This is a genomic window from Streptomyces sp. NPDC008001 (genome assembly GCF_042958085.1).
Lineage (GTDB): Bacteria > Actinomycetota > Actinomycetes > Streptomycetales > Streptomycetaceae > Streptomyces.
In genome coordinates, this window is sequence record NZ_JBIBIZ010000010.1 from 277,844 (window position 1) to 292,999 (window position 15,156).

Annotated in this window: 13 protein-coding genes; 5 read left to right on the forward strand and 8 right to left on the reverse strand. The window is 73.0% G+C overall.

Annotated elements, in window-relative coordinates; translation table 11 throughout:
- Nucleotides 1-36: 36 nt before the first annotated feature.
- From ACFZCD_RS27315 to ACFZCD_RS27330, 4 genes are all read right to left on the reverse strand, one after another.
- On the reverse strand, nt 37-1,305 hold the full coding sequence (locus tag ACFZCD_RS27315; protein WP_391835306.1) for a haloacid dehalogenase-like hydrolase: 1,269 nt from the start codon (nt 1,303-1,305) through the stop codon (nt 37-39).
- A gap of 100 nt (nt 1,306-1,405) precedes the next feature.
- The gene (locus tag ACFZCD_RS27320; protein ID WP_391835308.1) at nt 1,406-2,191 is read right to left on the reverse strand and encodes a 3-oxoacyl-ACP reductase; all 786 of its coding nucleotides are present in this window, start codon (nt 2,189-2,191) and stop codon (nt 1,406-1,408) included.
- 64 nt (nt 2,192-2,255) lie between these two features.
- A complete protein-coding gene (locus ACFZCD_RS27325; protein ID WP_391835310.1) occupies nt 2,256-3,662 on the reverse strand; it encodes an aldehyde dehydrogenase family protein in 1,407 nt (468 codons plus the stop codon).
- Between the two features lie 10 nt (nt 3,663-3,672).
- The gene (locus tag ACFZCD_RS27330) at nt 3,673-5,040 is read right to left on the reverse strand and encodes a glutamine synthetase family protein (protein WP_391835312.1); all 1,368 of its coding nucleotides are present in this window, start codon (nt 5,038-5,040) and stop codon (nt 3,673-3,675) included.
- A gap of 71 nt (nt 5,041-5,111) precedes the next feature.
- On the opposite strand from ACFZCD_RS27330, the gene ACFZCD_RS27335 reads away from it, so the two are divergent.
- From ACFZCD_RS27335 to ACFZCD_RS27345, 3 genes are all read left to right on the forward strand, one after another.
- A complete protein-coding gene (locus ACFZCD_RS27335; protein ID WP_391835314.1) occupies nt 5,112-5,834 on the forward strand; it encodes a FadR/GntR family transcriptional regulator in 723 nt (240 codons plus the stop codon).
- A 114-nt stretch (nt 5,835-5,948) separates the two neighbouring features.
- Nucleotides 5,949-7,406 (forward strand): ethanolamine permease, encoded by a 1,458-nt coding sequence (gene eat / locus ACFZCD_RS27340; protein WP_391835316.1) that lies wholly within the window; start codon nt 5,949-5,951, stop codon nt 7,404-7,406.
- Nucleotides 7,407-7,463: 57 nt separating this feature from the next.
- On the forward strand, nt 7,464-8,174 hold the full coding sequence (locus ACFZCD_RS27345; RefSeq protein ID WP_391835318.1) for a gamma-glutamyl-gamma-aminobutyrate hydrolase family protein: 711 nt from the start codon (nt 7,464-7,466) through the stop codon (nt 8,172-8,174).
- A gap of 43 nt (nt 8,175-8,217) precedes the next feature.
- Here ACFZCD_RS27345 and ACFZCD_RS27350 read toward each other — a convergent pair whose 3' ends face one another.
- On the reverse strand, nt 8,218-9,129 hold the full coding sequence (locus tag ACFZCD_RS27350; protein WP_391835320.1) for a LysR family transcriptional regulator: 912 nt from the start codon (nt 9,127-9,129) through the stop codon (nt 8,218-8,220).
- A 70-nt stretch (nt 9,130-9,199) separates the two neighbouring features.
- Here ACFZCD_RS27350 and ACFZCD_RS27355 point away from each other — a divergent pair, with 70 nt between their 5' ends.
- Nucleotides 9,200-10,324, forward strand: a complete 1,125-nt coding sequence (locus tag ACFZCD_RS27355; protein WP_391835322.1) for a TDT family transporter — start codon at nt 9,200-9,202, stop codon at nt 10,322-10,324.
- On the opposite strand, the gene ACFZCD_RS27360 is transcribed toward ACFZCD_RS27355, so the two are convergent.
- The 3 genes from ACFZCD_RS27360 to ACFZCD_RS27370 are packed head-to-tail and all read right to left on the reverse strand — an operon-like array spanning nt 10,251 to nt 13,978.
- Entirely contained in the window at nt 10,251-11,003 is a 753-nt protein-coding gene (locus tag ACFZCD_RS27360; protein WP_391835324.1) for a helical backbone metal receptor, read from the reverse strand. The genes ACFZCD_RS27355 and ACFZCD_RS27360 overlap by 74 nt on opposite strands.
- A gap of 22 nt (nt 11,004-11,025) precedes the next feature.
- The gene (locus ACFZCD_RS27365; protein ID WP_391835326.1) at nt 11,026-12,831 is read right to left on the reverse strand and encodes an ABC transporter permease/substrate binding protein; all 1,806 of its coding nucleotides are present in this window, start codon (nt 12,829-12,831) and stop codon (nt 11,026-11,028) included.
- Nucleotides 12,824-13,978, reverse strand: a complete 1,155-nt coding sequence (locus ACFZCD_RS27370; protein ID WP_391835328.1) for a glycine betaine/L-proline ABC transporter ATP-binding protein — start codon at nt 13,976-13,978, stop codon at nt 12,824-12,826. Before ACFZCD_RS27370 ends, ACFZCD_RS27365 begins: the two co-directional genes overlap by 8 nt.
- A gap of 247 nt (nt 13,979-14,225) precedes the next feature.
- Between ACFZCD_RS27370 and ACFZCD_RS27375 the strand changes: the two genes are divergently transcribed.
- The gene (locus tag ACFZCD_RS27375) at nt 14,226-15,131 is read left to right on the forward strand and encodes a 5'-3' exonuclease H3TH domain-containing protein (RefSeq protein WP_391835647.1); all 906 of its coding nucleotides are present in this window, start codon (nt 14,226-14,228) and stop codon (nt 15,129-15,131) included.
- The last annotated feature ends 25 nt before the right edge of the window (nt 15,132-15,156 follow it).

A 15,156-nucleotide genomic window follows, 5' to 3' on the forward strand; every position in this document is an offset into this window, starting at 1 on the left:
GGGGCGGTGCCCGGGACGGCTTTCGCCGTCCTCCCGTCAGAACGCCTTGTCCACCTGGTCCGGGATGACCGAGCCGTCCGCGCGGCGGACCGGCGTCTTCGAGCCGTCCTCGGCCGTGGCACCCGTCGTCGCGCAGGGGTACGTGCCGGACTTGCGCGGCATCGGGTCGATGAACATGGGGTTGGCGACCCAGCGGCCGTCCGCGTCGTCGTAGGCGCGGCACATCAGCTCGGACTTGTTGCGGTTGATGGCGATGTGCGCACCGGTGGCGTCGTTGACGAACGTCACGTCGGTGTCGGCGTCACCGGCGCCGAGGGCGATGCGGTGGGAGAAGTCCTGCTGCTGCCAGGCCTTGGCGCCCTTGATCTTGAAGATCTCCTGGTTGATCATGCAGCGCTTGCCGTCCATGTACGGCAGGGCGTCGCCGCGGCCGGTCTCGACGCCGCCGCAGCCCTTGATGGCCGTGGTGATACGGCCGTGCTTGGTGATGTTGCGGATGCCGATGGTGTGCTTGGCGTCCAGACCGACGCCGCTCGACCAGGCCTCGGCGATCGGCTCGGAGGAGGCGGAGACGATGTAGACGTCGAAGCCGGCCGCCTTGAGCGTGCGGATGAGGTCCTTCTGCTGGTCGTAGTAGCGGACGTAGCCGGCGAGCGTGTGCGTGCCGACGGTCTGCTTGGCGCCGACGGGCGCGGCGAGCTGCTCGGCACGCGCCTGCTTGGCGAACGACGTCAGGGCGGCGGGCGTGTGACCGGCGAACAGCTGGGGGATCCAGGCGTAGGCGGGCACGGTGCGGCGGTGGTTCCAGTCGCCCGCGAAGGCGTCCTCGCCGGCCATGGTCTTCGACTTCTCGCGGATCTCGAAGATCTCGTCGGCGCAGGCGGTGTTCTTCGAGGTGGGCAGCGGCCGGCCGGGGCGAACGGCGGTGCCGCACGCCTTGGTCAGGGCCTTGTCGGCGGCCGGCGTGAGCCAGGCGCTGGTGTCCTTCCAGCTCTTGGGCCGAAGGATCTTGTCGTGCTTGAGCGCCCAGGCGAGCGTGGCGTCGGTGATGTCGTTCTTGACGACGGTGTTGTCCCAGTCGAAGGCGGCGACGGGGCGGGGGCCGCTCCTGCCGGAGCAGGTGCCGCGCTCGTCGATCATCTTCTGGAGCCGGGCGCGGTTGTCGCCGGCCCAGGTGAGCTTCTTGTCGAGCTGGGGGCAGTTGCGGCGGGGGGCGTCGTGAGCGGGGGCCGCGGTGGCGGGGACCGAAGCGGCGAGGGCCGCGGCGGCAGCGAGGCCGGCGACGATGGCGGACTTGGTGCGCATGTGCTCTCTTTGCGGTGGTGCGTGCGGTGGCAGGGAACCCACGGCGGGACCGGCTGCGGGGTCTGCACCCGTCAGCCGGTCCGGCCGTTGATCATGGACCCTACAGCGGGGTGACGTAGGCGCCGGCGATGCCGCCGTCGACGAGGAACTCGGCGGCGTTGACGAAGGACGAGTCGTCGCTGGCGAGGAAGGCGACCGCGGCGGCGATCTCCTCGGGCTCGGCGAACCGGCCGACGGGCACGTGCACGAGGCGGCGGGCGGCGCGCTCGGGGTCCTTGGCGAAGAGCTCCTTGAGCAGCGGGGTGTTCACCGGTCCCGGGCACAGGGCGTTGACGCGGATGCCCTCGCGGGCGAACTGCACGCCGAGCTCGCGGGACATCGCCAGCACGCCGCCCTTGGAGGCGGTGTAGCTGATCTGCGAGGTCGCGGCACCCATGACGGCGACGAAGGAGGCGGTGTTGATGATGGAGCCCTTGCCCTGGCGCTGCATGTAGGGCAGGGCGGCCTTGCAGCACAGGTACACGGAGGTGAGGTTGACCTCCTGGACACGCTTCCACGCGTCGAGCCCGGTGGTGAGGATCGAGTCGTCGTCGGGCGGGGAGATGCCGGCGTTGTTGAAGGCGACGTCGACCGAGCCGTAGGTGTCGTAGGCGGTCTTGAAGAGGGCCTCGACCTCCTCCGGGCTGGTGACGTCGACCTTGACGTAGAGCCCGCCGGTCTCGGTGGCGGCGGCCTTGCCGGCGGTCTCGTCGATGTCGGCGCAGACGACGTGGGCGCCCTCGGAGGCGAGGCGCCGGGCGGTGGCCAGGCCGATGCCGCTGCCGGCTCCGGTGACGACGGCGGTGCGGCCCGCCAGCCGGCGGCAGACGAAGGTGTGGTCGCTCAACGCAATGGCCTTTCTTTGGCTACGGGTAGGGCTGTGGCCGTGGTGACTCGATCCGCCCGGGAGGTCACGGGCTCCCGGCCGGGGGATCGACGGCGATGAAGACGTTCTTGGTCTCGGTGAAGGCGGCCAGCGCGCCGGGGCCGAGCTCCCGGCCGAGGCCGGACTGGCCGAAGCCGCCGAACGGGGTCCAGTAGCGGACGCTGCTGTGGGAGTTGACGGAGAGGTTGCCGGCGGCGACGGCGCGGGAGACGCGCAGGGCCCGGGAGACGTCGCGGGTCCAGATCGAGCCGGAGAGGCCGTAGTCGGTGGCGTTGGCGATCCGTACCGCTTCCGCCTCGTCCTCGAAGGGGATGACGACGGCGACCGGTCCGAAGATCTCCTCGACGGCGGTGCGGTCCTCCGGCCGGCCCTCCAGGACGGTCGCCGGGTACCAGAAGCCCTTGCCCGCGGGGGCCTCGCCGCGGATGGCGGCGGGGGCGGTCTCGGGGACGTAGGACCGTACGCGCTCGCGCTGCGCGGCCGAGATCAGCGGCCCCATCTGCGTGGCGGGATCCGCCGGGTCACCGGCGGTGAAGGACTTCACGGCCGGTTCCAGGAGCTCCATGAAGCGGTCGTACACGGAGCGCTGGACGAGGATGCGGCTGCGGGCGCAGCAGTCCTGGCCGGTGTTGTCGAGGAAGGAGCCGGGGGCGGCGGCCGCGGCCCGTTCGACGTCGGCGTCGGCGAAGACGATGTTGGGGCTCTTGCCGCCGAGTTCGAGGGTCACGCGCTTCACGCCGGCCGCGCACTTGGCCATGATCTGCTTGCCGACGGCGGTGGAGCCGGTGAAGACGACCTTGGCGACGCCGGGGTGCTCGACGAGGGCGTTGCCGGTGATGGCCCCGGCGCCGGGCAGGACCTGGAAGAGGTCTTCGGGCAGCCCCGCTTCCAGGGCGAGTCCGGCCAGGCGCAGGGCGGTCAGCGGGGTGGTCTCGGCCGGTTTGAGGAGGACGGCGTTGCCCGCGGCCAGGGCCGGGGCGAGGCCCCAGGCGGCGATGGGCATGGGGAAGTTCCACGGGGCGATGACGGCGACGACGCCGAGGGGTTCGTGGAAGGTGACGTCCAGGCCGCCGGCGACGGGGATCTGGGCGCCGTTGAGGCGTTCCGCTCCGCCGGCCGCGTACTCCAGCAGGTCGCGGGCGTTGCCGGCCTCCCAGCGGGCGTTGCCGACCGGGTGGCCGGCCTCGCGGACCTCCAGTTGTGCGAGCTCCTCCAGGTGGGTGTCGACCGCGTCGGCGAAGCGGCGCAGGTGGCGGGCGCGGTCGCCGGGGGCGAGGGCGGCCCAGCCGCGCTGGGCGGTGGCGGCGCGCTTGACGGCGGCGTCGACGTCCTGCGGCGTGGCCGCCGGCACGGTGGCGATGAGTTCCTCGGTCGCCGGGTTGAGGATCCGGTGCTCGTGCTGGTGCTCGTGCTCGTTTTCGTGCTCGTTCACGTGGCGGTCCTTACATCCGCTCGAAGGAGCGGAACCGCTCCCAGTCCGTGACGGCCGTGTCGTAGGCCTCCTGCTCGACACGCGCCATGTGCAGGTAGTGCTCGACGACTTCGTCGCCGAAGGCCTCCCGCGCTATCGGGCTCGCCTCCCACAGGGCGGCGGCCTCGCGCAGGGTGGCGGGGACGTGCCGGGCGTCGCCCGCGTAGGCGTTGCCGGTACAGACCTCGGGCAGTTCCAGTTCGTGCTCGACGCCGTACAGCCCGGCGGCCACCATGCCCGCGACGGCGAGGTAGGGGTTCACGTCCCCGCCCGGCAGGCGGTTCTCGAAGCGGTGGGAGTGGCCGTGGCCGATGACGCGCAGGGCGCAGGTGCGGTTGTCGGGGCCCCATGCGACGGCCGTGGGGGCGAAGGATCCGGGCCGGAACCGCTTGTAGGAGTTGATGTTGGGGGCGTAGAGGAGGGTGAAGTCGCGGAGGGCCGCGAGCTGCCCGGCGAGGAAGTGCTGCATGGTGCGCGACATGCCGTACGGGCCGTCGTCGTCGGCGAGGACGGGCCGGCCGGCCTCGTCGCGCAGCGAGAGGTGGATGTGGCAGGAGTTGCCCTCGCGCTCGTCGTACTTGGCCATGAAGGTGAGCGCCATGCCCTCCTGGGCGGCGATCTCCTTCGCGCCGGTCTTGTAGACGGCGTGCTGGTCGCAGGTGGTGAGGGCCTCGTCGTAGCGGAAGGCGATCTCGTGCTGGCCGAGGTTGCACTCGCCCTTCGCCGACTCCACGGTCATCCCGGCGGCGCCCATCTCGTTGCGGATGCGGCGCAGGAGGGGTTCGACGCGGCCGGTGCCGAGGACGGAGTAGTCGCAGTTGTACTGGTTGGCCGGGGTCATGCCGCGGTAGCCGCGGTTCCAGGCCTCCTCGTAGGTGTCCTTGAAGACGATGAACTCCAGCTCGGTGCCGGCGTACGCGCTCCAGCCGTGCTCGGCCAGCCGGTCCAGCTGGCGGCGCAGGATCTGCCGGGGCGAGGCGAGGACGGGCGTGCCGTCGTGCCAGGCGAGGTCCGCGGTGAGGAGGGCCGTGCCCGGGTTCCAGGGGGTGCGGCGCAGGGTGCCGAGGTCGCCGCGCATGGCGAAGTCCCCGTAGCCGCGCTCCCACGACGACATGGCGTAGCCGTCGACGGTGTTGAGGTCGACGTCCACGGCGAGGAGGTAGTTGCAGCCCTCGGTGCCGTGGTCGAGGACGTCGTCGAGGAAGAACCTGGCGGCGAACCGCTTCCCCTGGAGTCGGCCCTGCATGTCGGTGAAGGCGAGGACGACGGTGTCGATCTCCCCGGTGTCGACCAGCCTGCGCAGCTCCTCGACGGCGAGCGGGGGCGTGCGGTCTGCCACAGTGATGCCTCCTGTCGGTGCGACCGGAGGTCTTAAGGTAGGGCTGCAGACCATTAAAAGGAAGAGGTCGGATGAACGATCATGCGGCGGACCGGCTGGCGCCGGTGCTGCGGCCGGTCCGCGCGGGCAACGGCTTCGAGGAAGCGCTGGAGCAGATACTGCGGATCATGCGGCTGGGCCTGGTGGCCGAGGGGGAACGGCTGCCCGCCGAGCGCGAGTTGGCCGACCGGCTGCGGGTGAGCCGGGTGACCCTGCGCGAGGTGCTGAAGGTGCTGCACGAGCAGGGCCTGGTCGAGAGCCGGCGCGGCCGCTACGGCGGCACGTTCGTGCTGGCGCGCCCGGCGACGGCGGACGAGGGCGAGCTGCGCCGCCGCGTGTCCGGGGTGGACGTGGAGGACGCGCTGCGCTTCCGCGAGGTGCTGGAGGTGGGCGCGGCCGGGCTGTGCGCCGCGTACGGGCTGACCGGGGACGGGGCCGGGCGGCTGCGCGCCGCGCTGGCCGCCACGCACGACGCGCCGCTGGCCGAATACCGCCGCATGGACACGCTGTTCCACCTGACGCTGGCCGAGCTGTCGGGCTCGCCTTCGCTCGCCGAGCAGTACGCGGCGGTCCGGGCGACGGTCAACGACCTGCTGGACTGCATTCCGCTGCTGGTCCGCAACCTGGAGCACTCCCAGCTGCAGCACACCGCGCTCGTGGAGGCGGTCCTGGACGGTGACGCGGAAGGGGCGCGCGAGGTGATGCGCGAGCACTGCTGCGGGACGGCGGCGCTGCTGCGGGGCTTCCTGGCGTAACCCGGAAGGACCCTTCTCGTAACCCGTCTTTTACGCAGGGGGGTTGCCGGATCAGCCATGCCGAGGCAAAGGTATGCCGCAATACCTTTACCTCCCCGAGGCAGGAGCGGCAGCATGCCCGAACGCACGGAGACACCCACGGCACCGCCACGCGCCTCGGACCGGCCGGCGGACTATCTGGAGAAGCGCACGCTGCGCCGCGGCAGCGCCGGCCCCCTGCTCCTCACCGGCCTCGGCGTCGCCTACGTCGTCTCCGGCGACTTCTCCGGCTGGAACTTCGGCCTCGCGCACGGCGGCTTCGGCGGCCTCGCCGTCGCCGCCGCCCTCATGGGCCTGATGTACACCTGCATGGTCTTCGCCCTCGCCGAACTCGCCGCCATCCTGCCGACGGCGGGCGGGGGGTACGGCTTCGCCCGGCGCGCGCTCGGCCCGTGGGGCGGCTTCCTCACCGGCACCGCCATCCTCATCGAGTACGTCCTCGCGCCCGCGGCGATCTCCCTCTTCATCGGCGACTACGTCGAATCGCTCGGCCTCTTCGGGCTCACCTCCTCCTGGCCCGTGTACCTCGCCTGCTTCGTCCTCTTCATCGGCATCCACCTGTGGGGCGTGGGCGAGGCGCTGCGGTTCAGCTTCGTCGTCACCGGCATCGCCGTCGCCGCGCTGCTGATCTTCGCGGCGGGTGCGCTGACGGACTTCGACGCGGCCCGGCTGCACGACATCCCCGCCGACGCGGGGGCCTTCGGCTCCTCCTCCTGGCTGCCGTTCGGGCTGCTCGGGATCTGGGCGTCGTTCCCCTTCGGGATGTGGTTCTTCCTCGGCGTCGAGGGCGTGCCGCTCGCCGCCGAGGAGACCAAGGACCCCGTGCGCTCCCTGCCCCGGGCCATGGCCGCCGCCATGGGCATCCTGCTCGTCCTCGCCCTCCTCACCTTCCTCGCCTCGACGGGCGCGGGCGGCGCGGACGCCCTCAAGGACGCCGGGAACCCGCTCGTGGCCGCCGTGCAGCCGGACGGACACCCCACCGCGCTCGGCCGCATCGTCAACTACGCCGGTCTCGCCGGCCTGGTGGCCTCCTTCTTCTCCCTCATCTACGCCGGCTCCCGGCAGCTCTTCGCCCTCTCCCGGGCCGGCTACCTCCCCCGCTTCCTCTCCCTCACCAGCCGCCGCAAGGCCCCCTGGCTCGGGCTGGTGGTGCCGGGAGCCATCGGCTTCGCGCTGGCCGCCGCCAGCGGCGACGGCGCGCGGATGCTGAACGTGGCCGTGTTCGGCGCCACCATCTCCTACGCGCTGATGTCGCTCTCCCACATCGTGCTGCGCCGCCGCGAGCCGGGGCTGGCGCGGCCGTACCGCACCCCCGGCGGCGTCCTGACCTCGGCGGTCGCCCTCGTCCTCGCCTGCGCCGCGCTCGTGGCGACCTTCCTCGTGGACGTCACCGCCGCGCTCCTCGCCCTCGGCGTCTACGCCGTCGCCGCCGTGTACTTCGCCTGCTACAGCAGGCACCGCCTCGTCGCCGGCGCGCCCGAGGAGGAGTTCGCGGCGCTGGCGGCGGCGGAGGCGGAACTGACCCGCGAATGACCACCTGATCGACGTCGTAGCGTACGGAACGCCGTACGTACGGAAAGGACCCGCTCCATGCCCCGCCAGCCACTGATCGGTGTCACCACCTACCTCACCCGGGCCCGCTGGGGCGCCGCGTGGGACCTGCCGGCCGCGCTCCTGCCCGCCGCCTACGCCCGGCACGTCCAGCGGTCCGGCGGCCTGGCCGTACAGCTGCCGCCGGACGACCCGGGCGCCGCCGGTGACATGGTGCGGCGGCTGGACGGTCTGGTCCTCGCCGGCGGCGAGGACCTCGACCCCGGCCTCTACGGCGAACTCCCCCACGCGCGCGCGGGCGCACCCGTGCCCGAGCGCGACGCCTGGGAGCTGGCGCTGCTGGACGCGGCGCTGGAGCGGCGGGTTCCGGTGCTCGGGATCTGCCGCGGGATGCAGCTCATGAACGTGCACGCCGGCGGCGCGCTGTGCCAGCACCTGCCGGACGAGGTGGGGCACGAGGACCACAACCCGGTCGTCGGCTCCTTCGCCGGCCACCTGGTCGAGCCGGTGCCGGGCACCCGCCTGGGCAGCCTGTTCCCCGAACCGTGCGACGTCGCCACGCACCACCACCAGTCCGTGTCCCGCCTGGGCGACGGCCTCGTCGCGACGGCCCACGCGGAGGACGGCACGATCGAGGCGCTGGAGCGGCCGGGTGACGACGTGTTCGCGGTGGGCGTCCAGTGGCACCCGGAGGCGAGGGACGACGTGCGCTTGACGCGGGCGCTGGTGGAGGCGGCGGCGCGGGCCTGACGGTGGTTGCTCGCCGTTGCGGCGAAGAGGATTGCCCGCTCCGCTAAGCGCCCTGAGTGAGGCTCAGGAGATCCCTCGCCGGGCCCGTGGGGCGGTGGCCCGTGGGCCAGACCGCACGGAGGGACCGGTGCAGGTCGAGATCCGCGACGGGGATCCCGACCAGGCGGCGGGACGCCAGTTCCTCCCCGATCGCCAGCTCGCTCAGGACGGACGGCCCCGCGCCGCCCACGACCGCCGCCTTCACCGCCGTCGTGGAGGCCAGTTCGAGGAGGGGCTCGGAGAGCCCGCCCTCCGCGGCGAGGGCCGCGTCCAGGACCTGCCGCGTGCCCGAGCCGCGCTCGCGGAGGATCAGCGGGGTGGCCGCCAGCTCCCCCGCGCCGAGCGGCGCCCGCCGGCGGGCCCAGGGATGGCCCGGGGCCGTGACGACCACCAGCCGGTCGCTCCCGACGACCGCTCCGGACATCCCGGCCGGCACCGCGAGCCCCTCGACGAACCCCAGGTCCGCCTCGCCCGCCCGCAACCGCTCCGCGACGGCCGCGGAGTTCCCCGCGAGCAGGCTGACGGCGGTCCCCGGGCGCCGGGCCCGCAGGGCGACCAGCCATCCGGGCAGCAGGTATTCGGCGATGGTCATGCTCGCGGCGACCCGCAGCCGCGAATCCCGCCGCCCGCGCAGCGCCTCCGCACCGGCGTCGAAGGCCTCGGCGGCCTCCACGATCCGCCGGGCCCAGTCGGTGACGAGCACACCCGCCTCGGTGAGCCGTGAACCGCGGGGCGACCGCTCGACCAGGGTCACCCCGAGCATCCGCTCCATGCTGCGGATCCGCCCGCTCGCGGCGGGCTGCGTGATGCCCGTCTCGCGCGCGGCCCGCCCGAGGCTGCCGAGCCGGGCCACGGCGAGCAGCAGCTCCAGCGCGGCGAGGTCGGGCACGCGGTCCGCCAGCCGCCGATCAGTCATCACTCCAGCTTATGTCCTCATAGAGCCAAAGGTCCTGGTGGCAGGGGCCTCTCCTGTTGATGCTTGAGGCATGAGCACCTCCCGCACCACCTCCTCCGTCCGCCACCTCGGCCCCAACTGGTACGCCGCCGTCATGGGCACCGCGATCGTCGCGAGCGCGGGCCGGGCACTGCCCGTGCGCCCGCCGGGCCTGACCGGGGCGTGCGAGGCGGTGTGGGTGCTGTCGGCCGCGGCACTGGCGGTCCTGCTGGTGGCGCGGGCCGCGCACTGGGCCCGCCACGGCGACCAGGCAAGGCGGCACCTCGGCGACCCGGCCGTGGCGCCGTTCTACGGCTGTGCCGCGATGGCGCTGCTGGCGGTCGGCGGAACCACCCTGTCCGTGGGCGCGGGAGTGATCGGCACGGACGCCGCGGTGACCGCCGACGCCCTCCTGTGGACGGCCGGTACGGCGACCGGTCTGGCCGCCGCGGCGGGCATCCCGTACCTGATGGTGACCCGGCACCGGATCGAGCCGGGCCAGGCCTCCCCCGTCTGGCTGCTGCCCGTCGTGGCGCCCATGGTCTCGGCGGCGCTGGGCCCGGCCCTCGTCCCGCACCTGCCGTCCGGTCAGTGGCGGACCGCCATGGTGCTGGCCTGTTACGCCCTCTTCGGGATGAGCCTGCTGGCGACCCTGCTGATCCTGCCCGCGGTCTTCGCGCGGCTGATCCACCACGGCCCGCTGCCGCTCGCGCTGACCCCGGCCCTCTTCCTCGTCCTGGGCCCGCTGGGCCAGTCCACGACGGCCGTCGGCAATCTCGCCGACGCCGCACCGGGCGTGCTCGCCGCCCCGTACGCGCACGCCGCGGCGCCCTTCGCCGTGCTGTACGGCGTCCCGGTGATGGGCTTCGCCCTGCTGTGGCTTGCGCTGGCCGCGGCCATGGTGCTGCGGGCGTTCCGGCGGGGCATGGGCTTCGCGATGACGTGGTGGGCGTTCACCTTCCCCGTCGGCACCTGCGTCACCGGCGCGGCCGCCCTGGCCCGCCACACCGGCCTGCAGGCCCTGACCTGGCTGGCCGTGGGCCTGTACGGGCTGCTGGTGGCGGCCTGGGCGGTGGCGGGCGCCCGCACCGTACACGGGTTGGTCAGCGGGCGGCTGCTCGCAGCGCCGCGCCCAGTACCTCAGCAGCTTCCGTCAGTGAGGGTCCGTACCACGTGAGGTGACGCCCGCTGACGAGCGCGCACGGCAGCCCGGGGAAGGACTCCGGGCCGTCGTCGTGCGTGAAGCGGTAGGGCTCGTCGGGCAGGGCGGCCAGCTCCGCGCCGCACGCGTTGAGCTCGTCGAGGGAGATCCGCGGATAGCGCTCGGGGTGGCCCGCGTGGACGTTGACGACGCCGAGCCGCGCGAGGAGGTCGCCGGCGAAGGTGTCCCGGCCGAGGACCATCCAGGGCCGCCGCCACACCGGCACCACGGCCCGCACGGCGGGCCCTGGGGCCCGCACGCCCCGCCACGCGTCCTCCGCGTCGGCCAGCCAGGCCGGCCTGGGCAGGCCGCAGCCGCGCACCAGGACCCGCTCCAGCTCGGCGAACGCCTGCGGCAGCGTGCGGACTTCGGTGACCAGCACGTCCAGCCCGGCGGCGCGCAGCGCGCCGAGGTCGGGGGCGCGGTTCTCCTCCTCGTTGGCGAGGACGAGGTCGGGCGCGAGGGCGGCGATCCGCGCCGTGTCGGGGTTCTTCGTCCCGCCGATCCGGGCGACGCCGAGGCCCGCGGGGTGGTCGCACCAGTCGGTGGCGCCGACGAGCAGCGAAGGCTCGGTCGCGGCGACGGCCTCCGTCAGGGAAGGGACGAGGGAGACGACACGGCGTACGGCGGGGCGGCTGCTCCTGGGCGTGACCACCGCCCCACCGTACGCCCGTTCGTCAGCCGCGGACAGGCGCGAGCTTGTCCGCGAGGCCCGGGTGGGCGTCCAGCCAGCGGCGGGCGGACTCCTTCTCCTTGCCCTTGCCGCCGTTCTGGATCTCGACCTCCAGGGAGGCGAGGTCCTTCTCGGACATCTTGAAGTCCTTCAGCCAGGCGGTGACCTCGGGGAAGTCCTTGCCGAAGTCCTTCTTGGCGACGGCGTGGATCTCCTCGCCCTTGCCCCAGGCGCCCTTGGGGTCCTTGAGCTTCTTCAGCTGGTGCTTGCCGTAGGCCCAGTGGGGCGACCACAGGGTGGTGACGATGGGCTCGTGCTTCTTGATGGCCCGGTCGAGGTCGGCGAGCATCGAGGAGGTGGACGAGGAGACGACCTTGTACTCGCCGTCCAGCCCGTATTCCTTGAGCACCCTGTCGTTGAGCGTGGCCATCATGCCCGCGCTGGACTCGATGCCGACGATCTTCCCGCCGAACTGGGCGCTCTTGCCCTTGAGGTCCTCCAGCGAGTCCACGCCCTTGACGTAGTCGGGCACGGACAGCTCCAGCGACGTGGGCCCGTACCAGGCGCCCAGGTCGGTCAGCCGGTCCCCGTAGCGGTCCATGTACTGCTTGTGGGTCGTCGGCAGCCAGGAGTCGAACTGGACGTCCATCTGCCCCTGGGCCAGCGCGGTGTACAGCGGCCCGGGGTCGAGCTGCTTGACGTCCGGCTTGTAGCCGCGGTCCTCCAGGACGTTCTGCCACAGGTACGTGGTGGCGACGGCCTCGTCCCAGGGGAAGTAGCCGAGCTTGATGCCGCGGCCGTGGCCGACGTTGGCGCCTGCCGCCACGTTCTGCCCGTCGTCGCCGCCGCGGGCGAGGTTCATGCCGCCGGCGACCAGCGCGAGGACGACGACGCCGACGGTGGCGACCGCCGTGCCGGGCCGGTAGCGCAGCAGGACCGGACCGCGGGCGACGGCCGCGGCCTTGGCGGCGGCGCGGCGGCCGAGCGGGGAGACCCGCTGGTTGAGGGCGCCGGTCATCCGGTCCAGATAGATGGCGAGGACGACGACGGCCAGGCCGCTCTCGACGCCGCCGCCGATGTCGACCTTGGTGACGGCCGCGTACACGGCCTCGCCGAGGCCGCCCGCGCCCGCCATGCCGGCGATGACGACCATGGACAGGGCCAGCATGATCACCTGGTTGACGCCCGCCATGATCGTGGGCAGGGCCAGCGGCAGCTGCACCCGGGTCAGGGTGTCGCGCGGGGTGGTGCCGAAGGCCGTCGCGGCCTCGACGAGCTCGCCGTCGACCTGCCGGATGCCCAGCTCGGTCATCCGGACGCCGGGCGGCATCGAGAACACGACGGTCGCGATCAGGCCGGGGATCGGCCCGATCGAGAAGAACATGACGCCGGGGATGAGGTAGACGAACGCCGGCATCGTCTGCATGACGTCCAGCACCGGCCGCAGGGCCCCGCTGACCTTGCTGCTGCGGGCCGCCCAGATGCCGAGCGGCACGGCGACGAGCAAGGTGATCAGGCTCGCGACGAGGACGAGCGAGAGCGTCGACATCGCGGCTTCCCACAGGCCGAACGAGTCGACCAGGGCGAAGCCGGCGAAGGTGAGCACGGCGGGCAGCAGCCCGCGCAGCCACCAGGCGACGACGGCCAGGATGCCGGCCATCAGCAGCGGCTGCGGGGCGCCGAGGACGGCGTTCACCCCGTCGTACATGCCGGTCAGGACGGTGTTGATGACGTCGAACAGCCAGCTCAGGTGGGTCTGCAGCCAGCTGACGGCGTCCTCCGCCCAGCTTCCGAGGTGGATCCTAGGCACGGGCGCTCACCTCCGCCTCGGTGGCACCGGCAGGCGTGGCGGCCTCCACGGGCTCACTGCCGGTCCCGGAGGTCTTCGCACTCCCGGCGGTCTTCACGGTCCCGGCCGTCTCCGCCGTCCGCGGGGCGGGCACCCCCGGCTCCTCGCCGAGCGCGGCGAGCAGCAGGTCGCGGGTGACCACACCGGCCGGCTCGCCCCGCTCGTCGGTGACGGTCAGGGGCTCGGTGCTGCGGGCGAGCGGGGCGAACAGCTCGGCGACGGGCGTCGCGGCCGGAACGGTGGCGGCACCCTTCGCGGCACCGGCCCCCGGGCTCATGATCGAGCCGGCCGTCAGCACCCGGCTGCGGTCGACGTCCTGGATGAACGAGGCCACGTAGTCGTTGGCCGGGCGCACGAGGATGTCCTCCGCGGTGCCGTTCTGCACGATCCGGCCGTCGCGCATGACGGCGATCCGGTCGCCGAGGCGCATGGCCTCGTTGAGGTCGTGGGTGATGAAGACGATGGTCTTCTTCAGCCGCGTCTGCAGGTCCAGCAGCTGGTCCTGCATGTCGCGGCGGATCAGCGGGTCGAGGGCGCTGAAGGACTCGTCCATCAGCAGCAGGTCCGCGTCCGTGGCCAGCGCGCGGGCGAGGCCCACGCGCTGCTGCATGCCGCCCGAGAGCTGGTCGGGCCAGGAGTCCTGCCAGCCGCCCAGGCCCGCGAGCTCCAGCGCCTCGGCTGCGCGCTCGTGGCGCTCCGCGCGCGGCACGCCCTGCACCTCCAGGCCGTAGGCCGCGTTCTCCAGCACGCTGCGGTGCGGGAAGAGCGCGAAGTGCTGGAAGACCATGCTGATCTTCCGCGAGCGCACGGCGCGCAGGTCGCGCGGGGACAGCGCGGTCAGGTCCTGGCCGTCGAAGAGGACGCGTCCGGCGGTCGGCTCCAGCAGCCCGTTGAGCATGCGCAGGAGGGTGGACTTGCCGGATCCGGACAGACCCATCACCACGAAGATCTGGCCGGCCTCGACCTCGAAGGAGGCGTCGATGACCGCCGCGGTGGTGCCGTCGGCACGCAGCTCGTCGCGGTCGGCGCCGCCTTCGAGCCGTCGGACGGCGGCTTCGGGTCGTCTGCCGAACACCTTGTACAAGTGCTCGGCCTGGAGCCTGGACACATACACCTCTCGGGTTGAACTCACGACGGCCCCGCCTCCCCCTTGGGACGGGGCCGTGGAGCGGTGCGGCATCGGTCCGCGCGCCCGCTTCCAGGCACACGTGCCGAGGACGGGGTCCGCTCCGGTGCCGCGCCTGCCCCCGATCAATCCGGGCAAACGGAACAGTGATCCGGTTCACATCGGCGGAGCGGGCCCGCGGGAGGGTGTCAGTGGTCTGCGGCATGATCGGACCGTGACGCGACGCCTGATGCTCCTCGACACCGCTTCCCTGTACTTCCGCGCCTATTTCGGCGTGCCGGACTCCGTCCGCGCCCCCGACGGCACGCCGGTGAACGCCGTGCGCGGCCTGCTCGACTTCATCGCCCGCCTCGTGCAGGACCACCACCCGGACGACCTGGTGGCCTGCATGGACTTCGACTGGCGGCCGCACTGGCGGGTCGAGCTCATCCCCTCCTACAAGGCGCACCGGGTGGCCGAGGAGACGGCCGCCGGCCCGGACGAGGAGGAGGTGCCGGACACCCTCTCCCCGCAGGTCCCGGTCATCGAGTCGGTCCTCGACGCGATCGGCATCGCCCGGGTGGGCGCCACGGGTTACGAGGCCGACGACGTGATCGGCACGCTCGCGGGCCGCGCCGCGGGCCCGGTCGACATCGTCACCGGCGACCGCGACCTGTACCAGCTGGTGGACGACCGGCGCGGGGTGCGGGTGCTGTATCCGGTCAAGGGCGTCGGCACGCTGCAGGCGGTCGACGAGGCGCTGCTGCGCGAGAAGTACGGAGTGGACGGCTCCGGGTACGCGGACCTGGCGCTGCTGCGCGGCGACCCCAGCGACGGGCTGCCGGGGGTGCCGGGCGTCGGCGAGAAGACGGCCGCGAAGCTGCTGGCCTCCTTCGGCGACCTGGCCGGGATCCTGGCGGCCGTGGACGATCCGGCGGCGAAGCTGACCCCGGCGCAGCGCAAGCGGCTGGCGGAGGCCAAGCCGTATCTGGCGGTGGCGCCCAAGGTCGTACGGGTGGCGTCCGACGTCCCGCTGGCGCCGTTCGACGCGGCGCTCCCGGCGGAGCCCCGGGACCCGGAGACGCTGGAGGCGCTGGCGGAGCGGTGGGGGCTGGGCGGCTCGCTGCAGCGGTTGCTGGCCGTCCTGGGCACCTGAACTGTTAGGTTAGGTGGACCTAACT

Bases quoted from the DNA above. Each gene is read 5' to 3' on its own strand.
- ACFZCD_RS27315 (WP_391835306.1), bottom strand. From the start codon at position 1,305: ATGCGCACCAAGTCCGCCATCGTCGCCGGCCTCGCTGCCGCCGCGGCC.
- ACFZCD_RS27335 (WP_391835314.1), top strand. From the start codon at position 5,112: ATGAACGATCATGCGGCGGACCGGCTGGCGCCGGTGCTGCGGCCGGTC.
- eat (WP_391835316.1), top strand. From the start codon at position 5,949: ATGCCCGAACGCACGGAGACACCCACGGCACCGCCACGCGCCTCGGAC.
- ACFZCD_RS27345 (WP_391835318.1), top strand. From the start codon at position 7,464: ATGCCCCGCCAGCCACTGATCGGTGTCACCACCTACCTCACCCGGGCC.
- ACFZCD_RS27350 (WP_391835320.1), bottom strand. From the start codon at position 9,129: ATGACTGATCGGCGGCTGGCGGACCGCGTGCCCGACCTCGCCGCGCTG.
- ACFZCD_RS27355 (WP_391835322.1), top strand. From the start codon at position 9,200: ATGAGCACCTCCCGCACCACCTCCTCCGTCCGCCACCTCGGCCCCAAC.
- ACFZCD_RS27375 (WP_391835647.1), top strand. From the start codon at position 14,226: ATGCTCCTCGACACCGCTTCCCTGTACTTCCGCGCCTATTTCGGCGTG.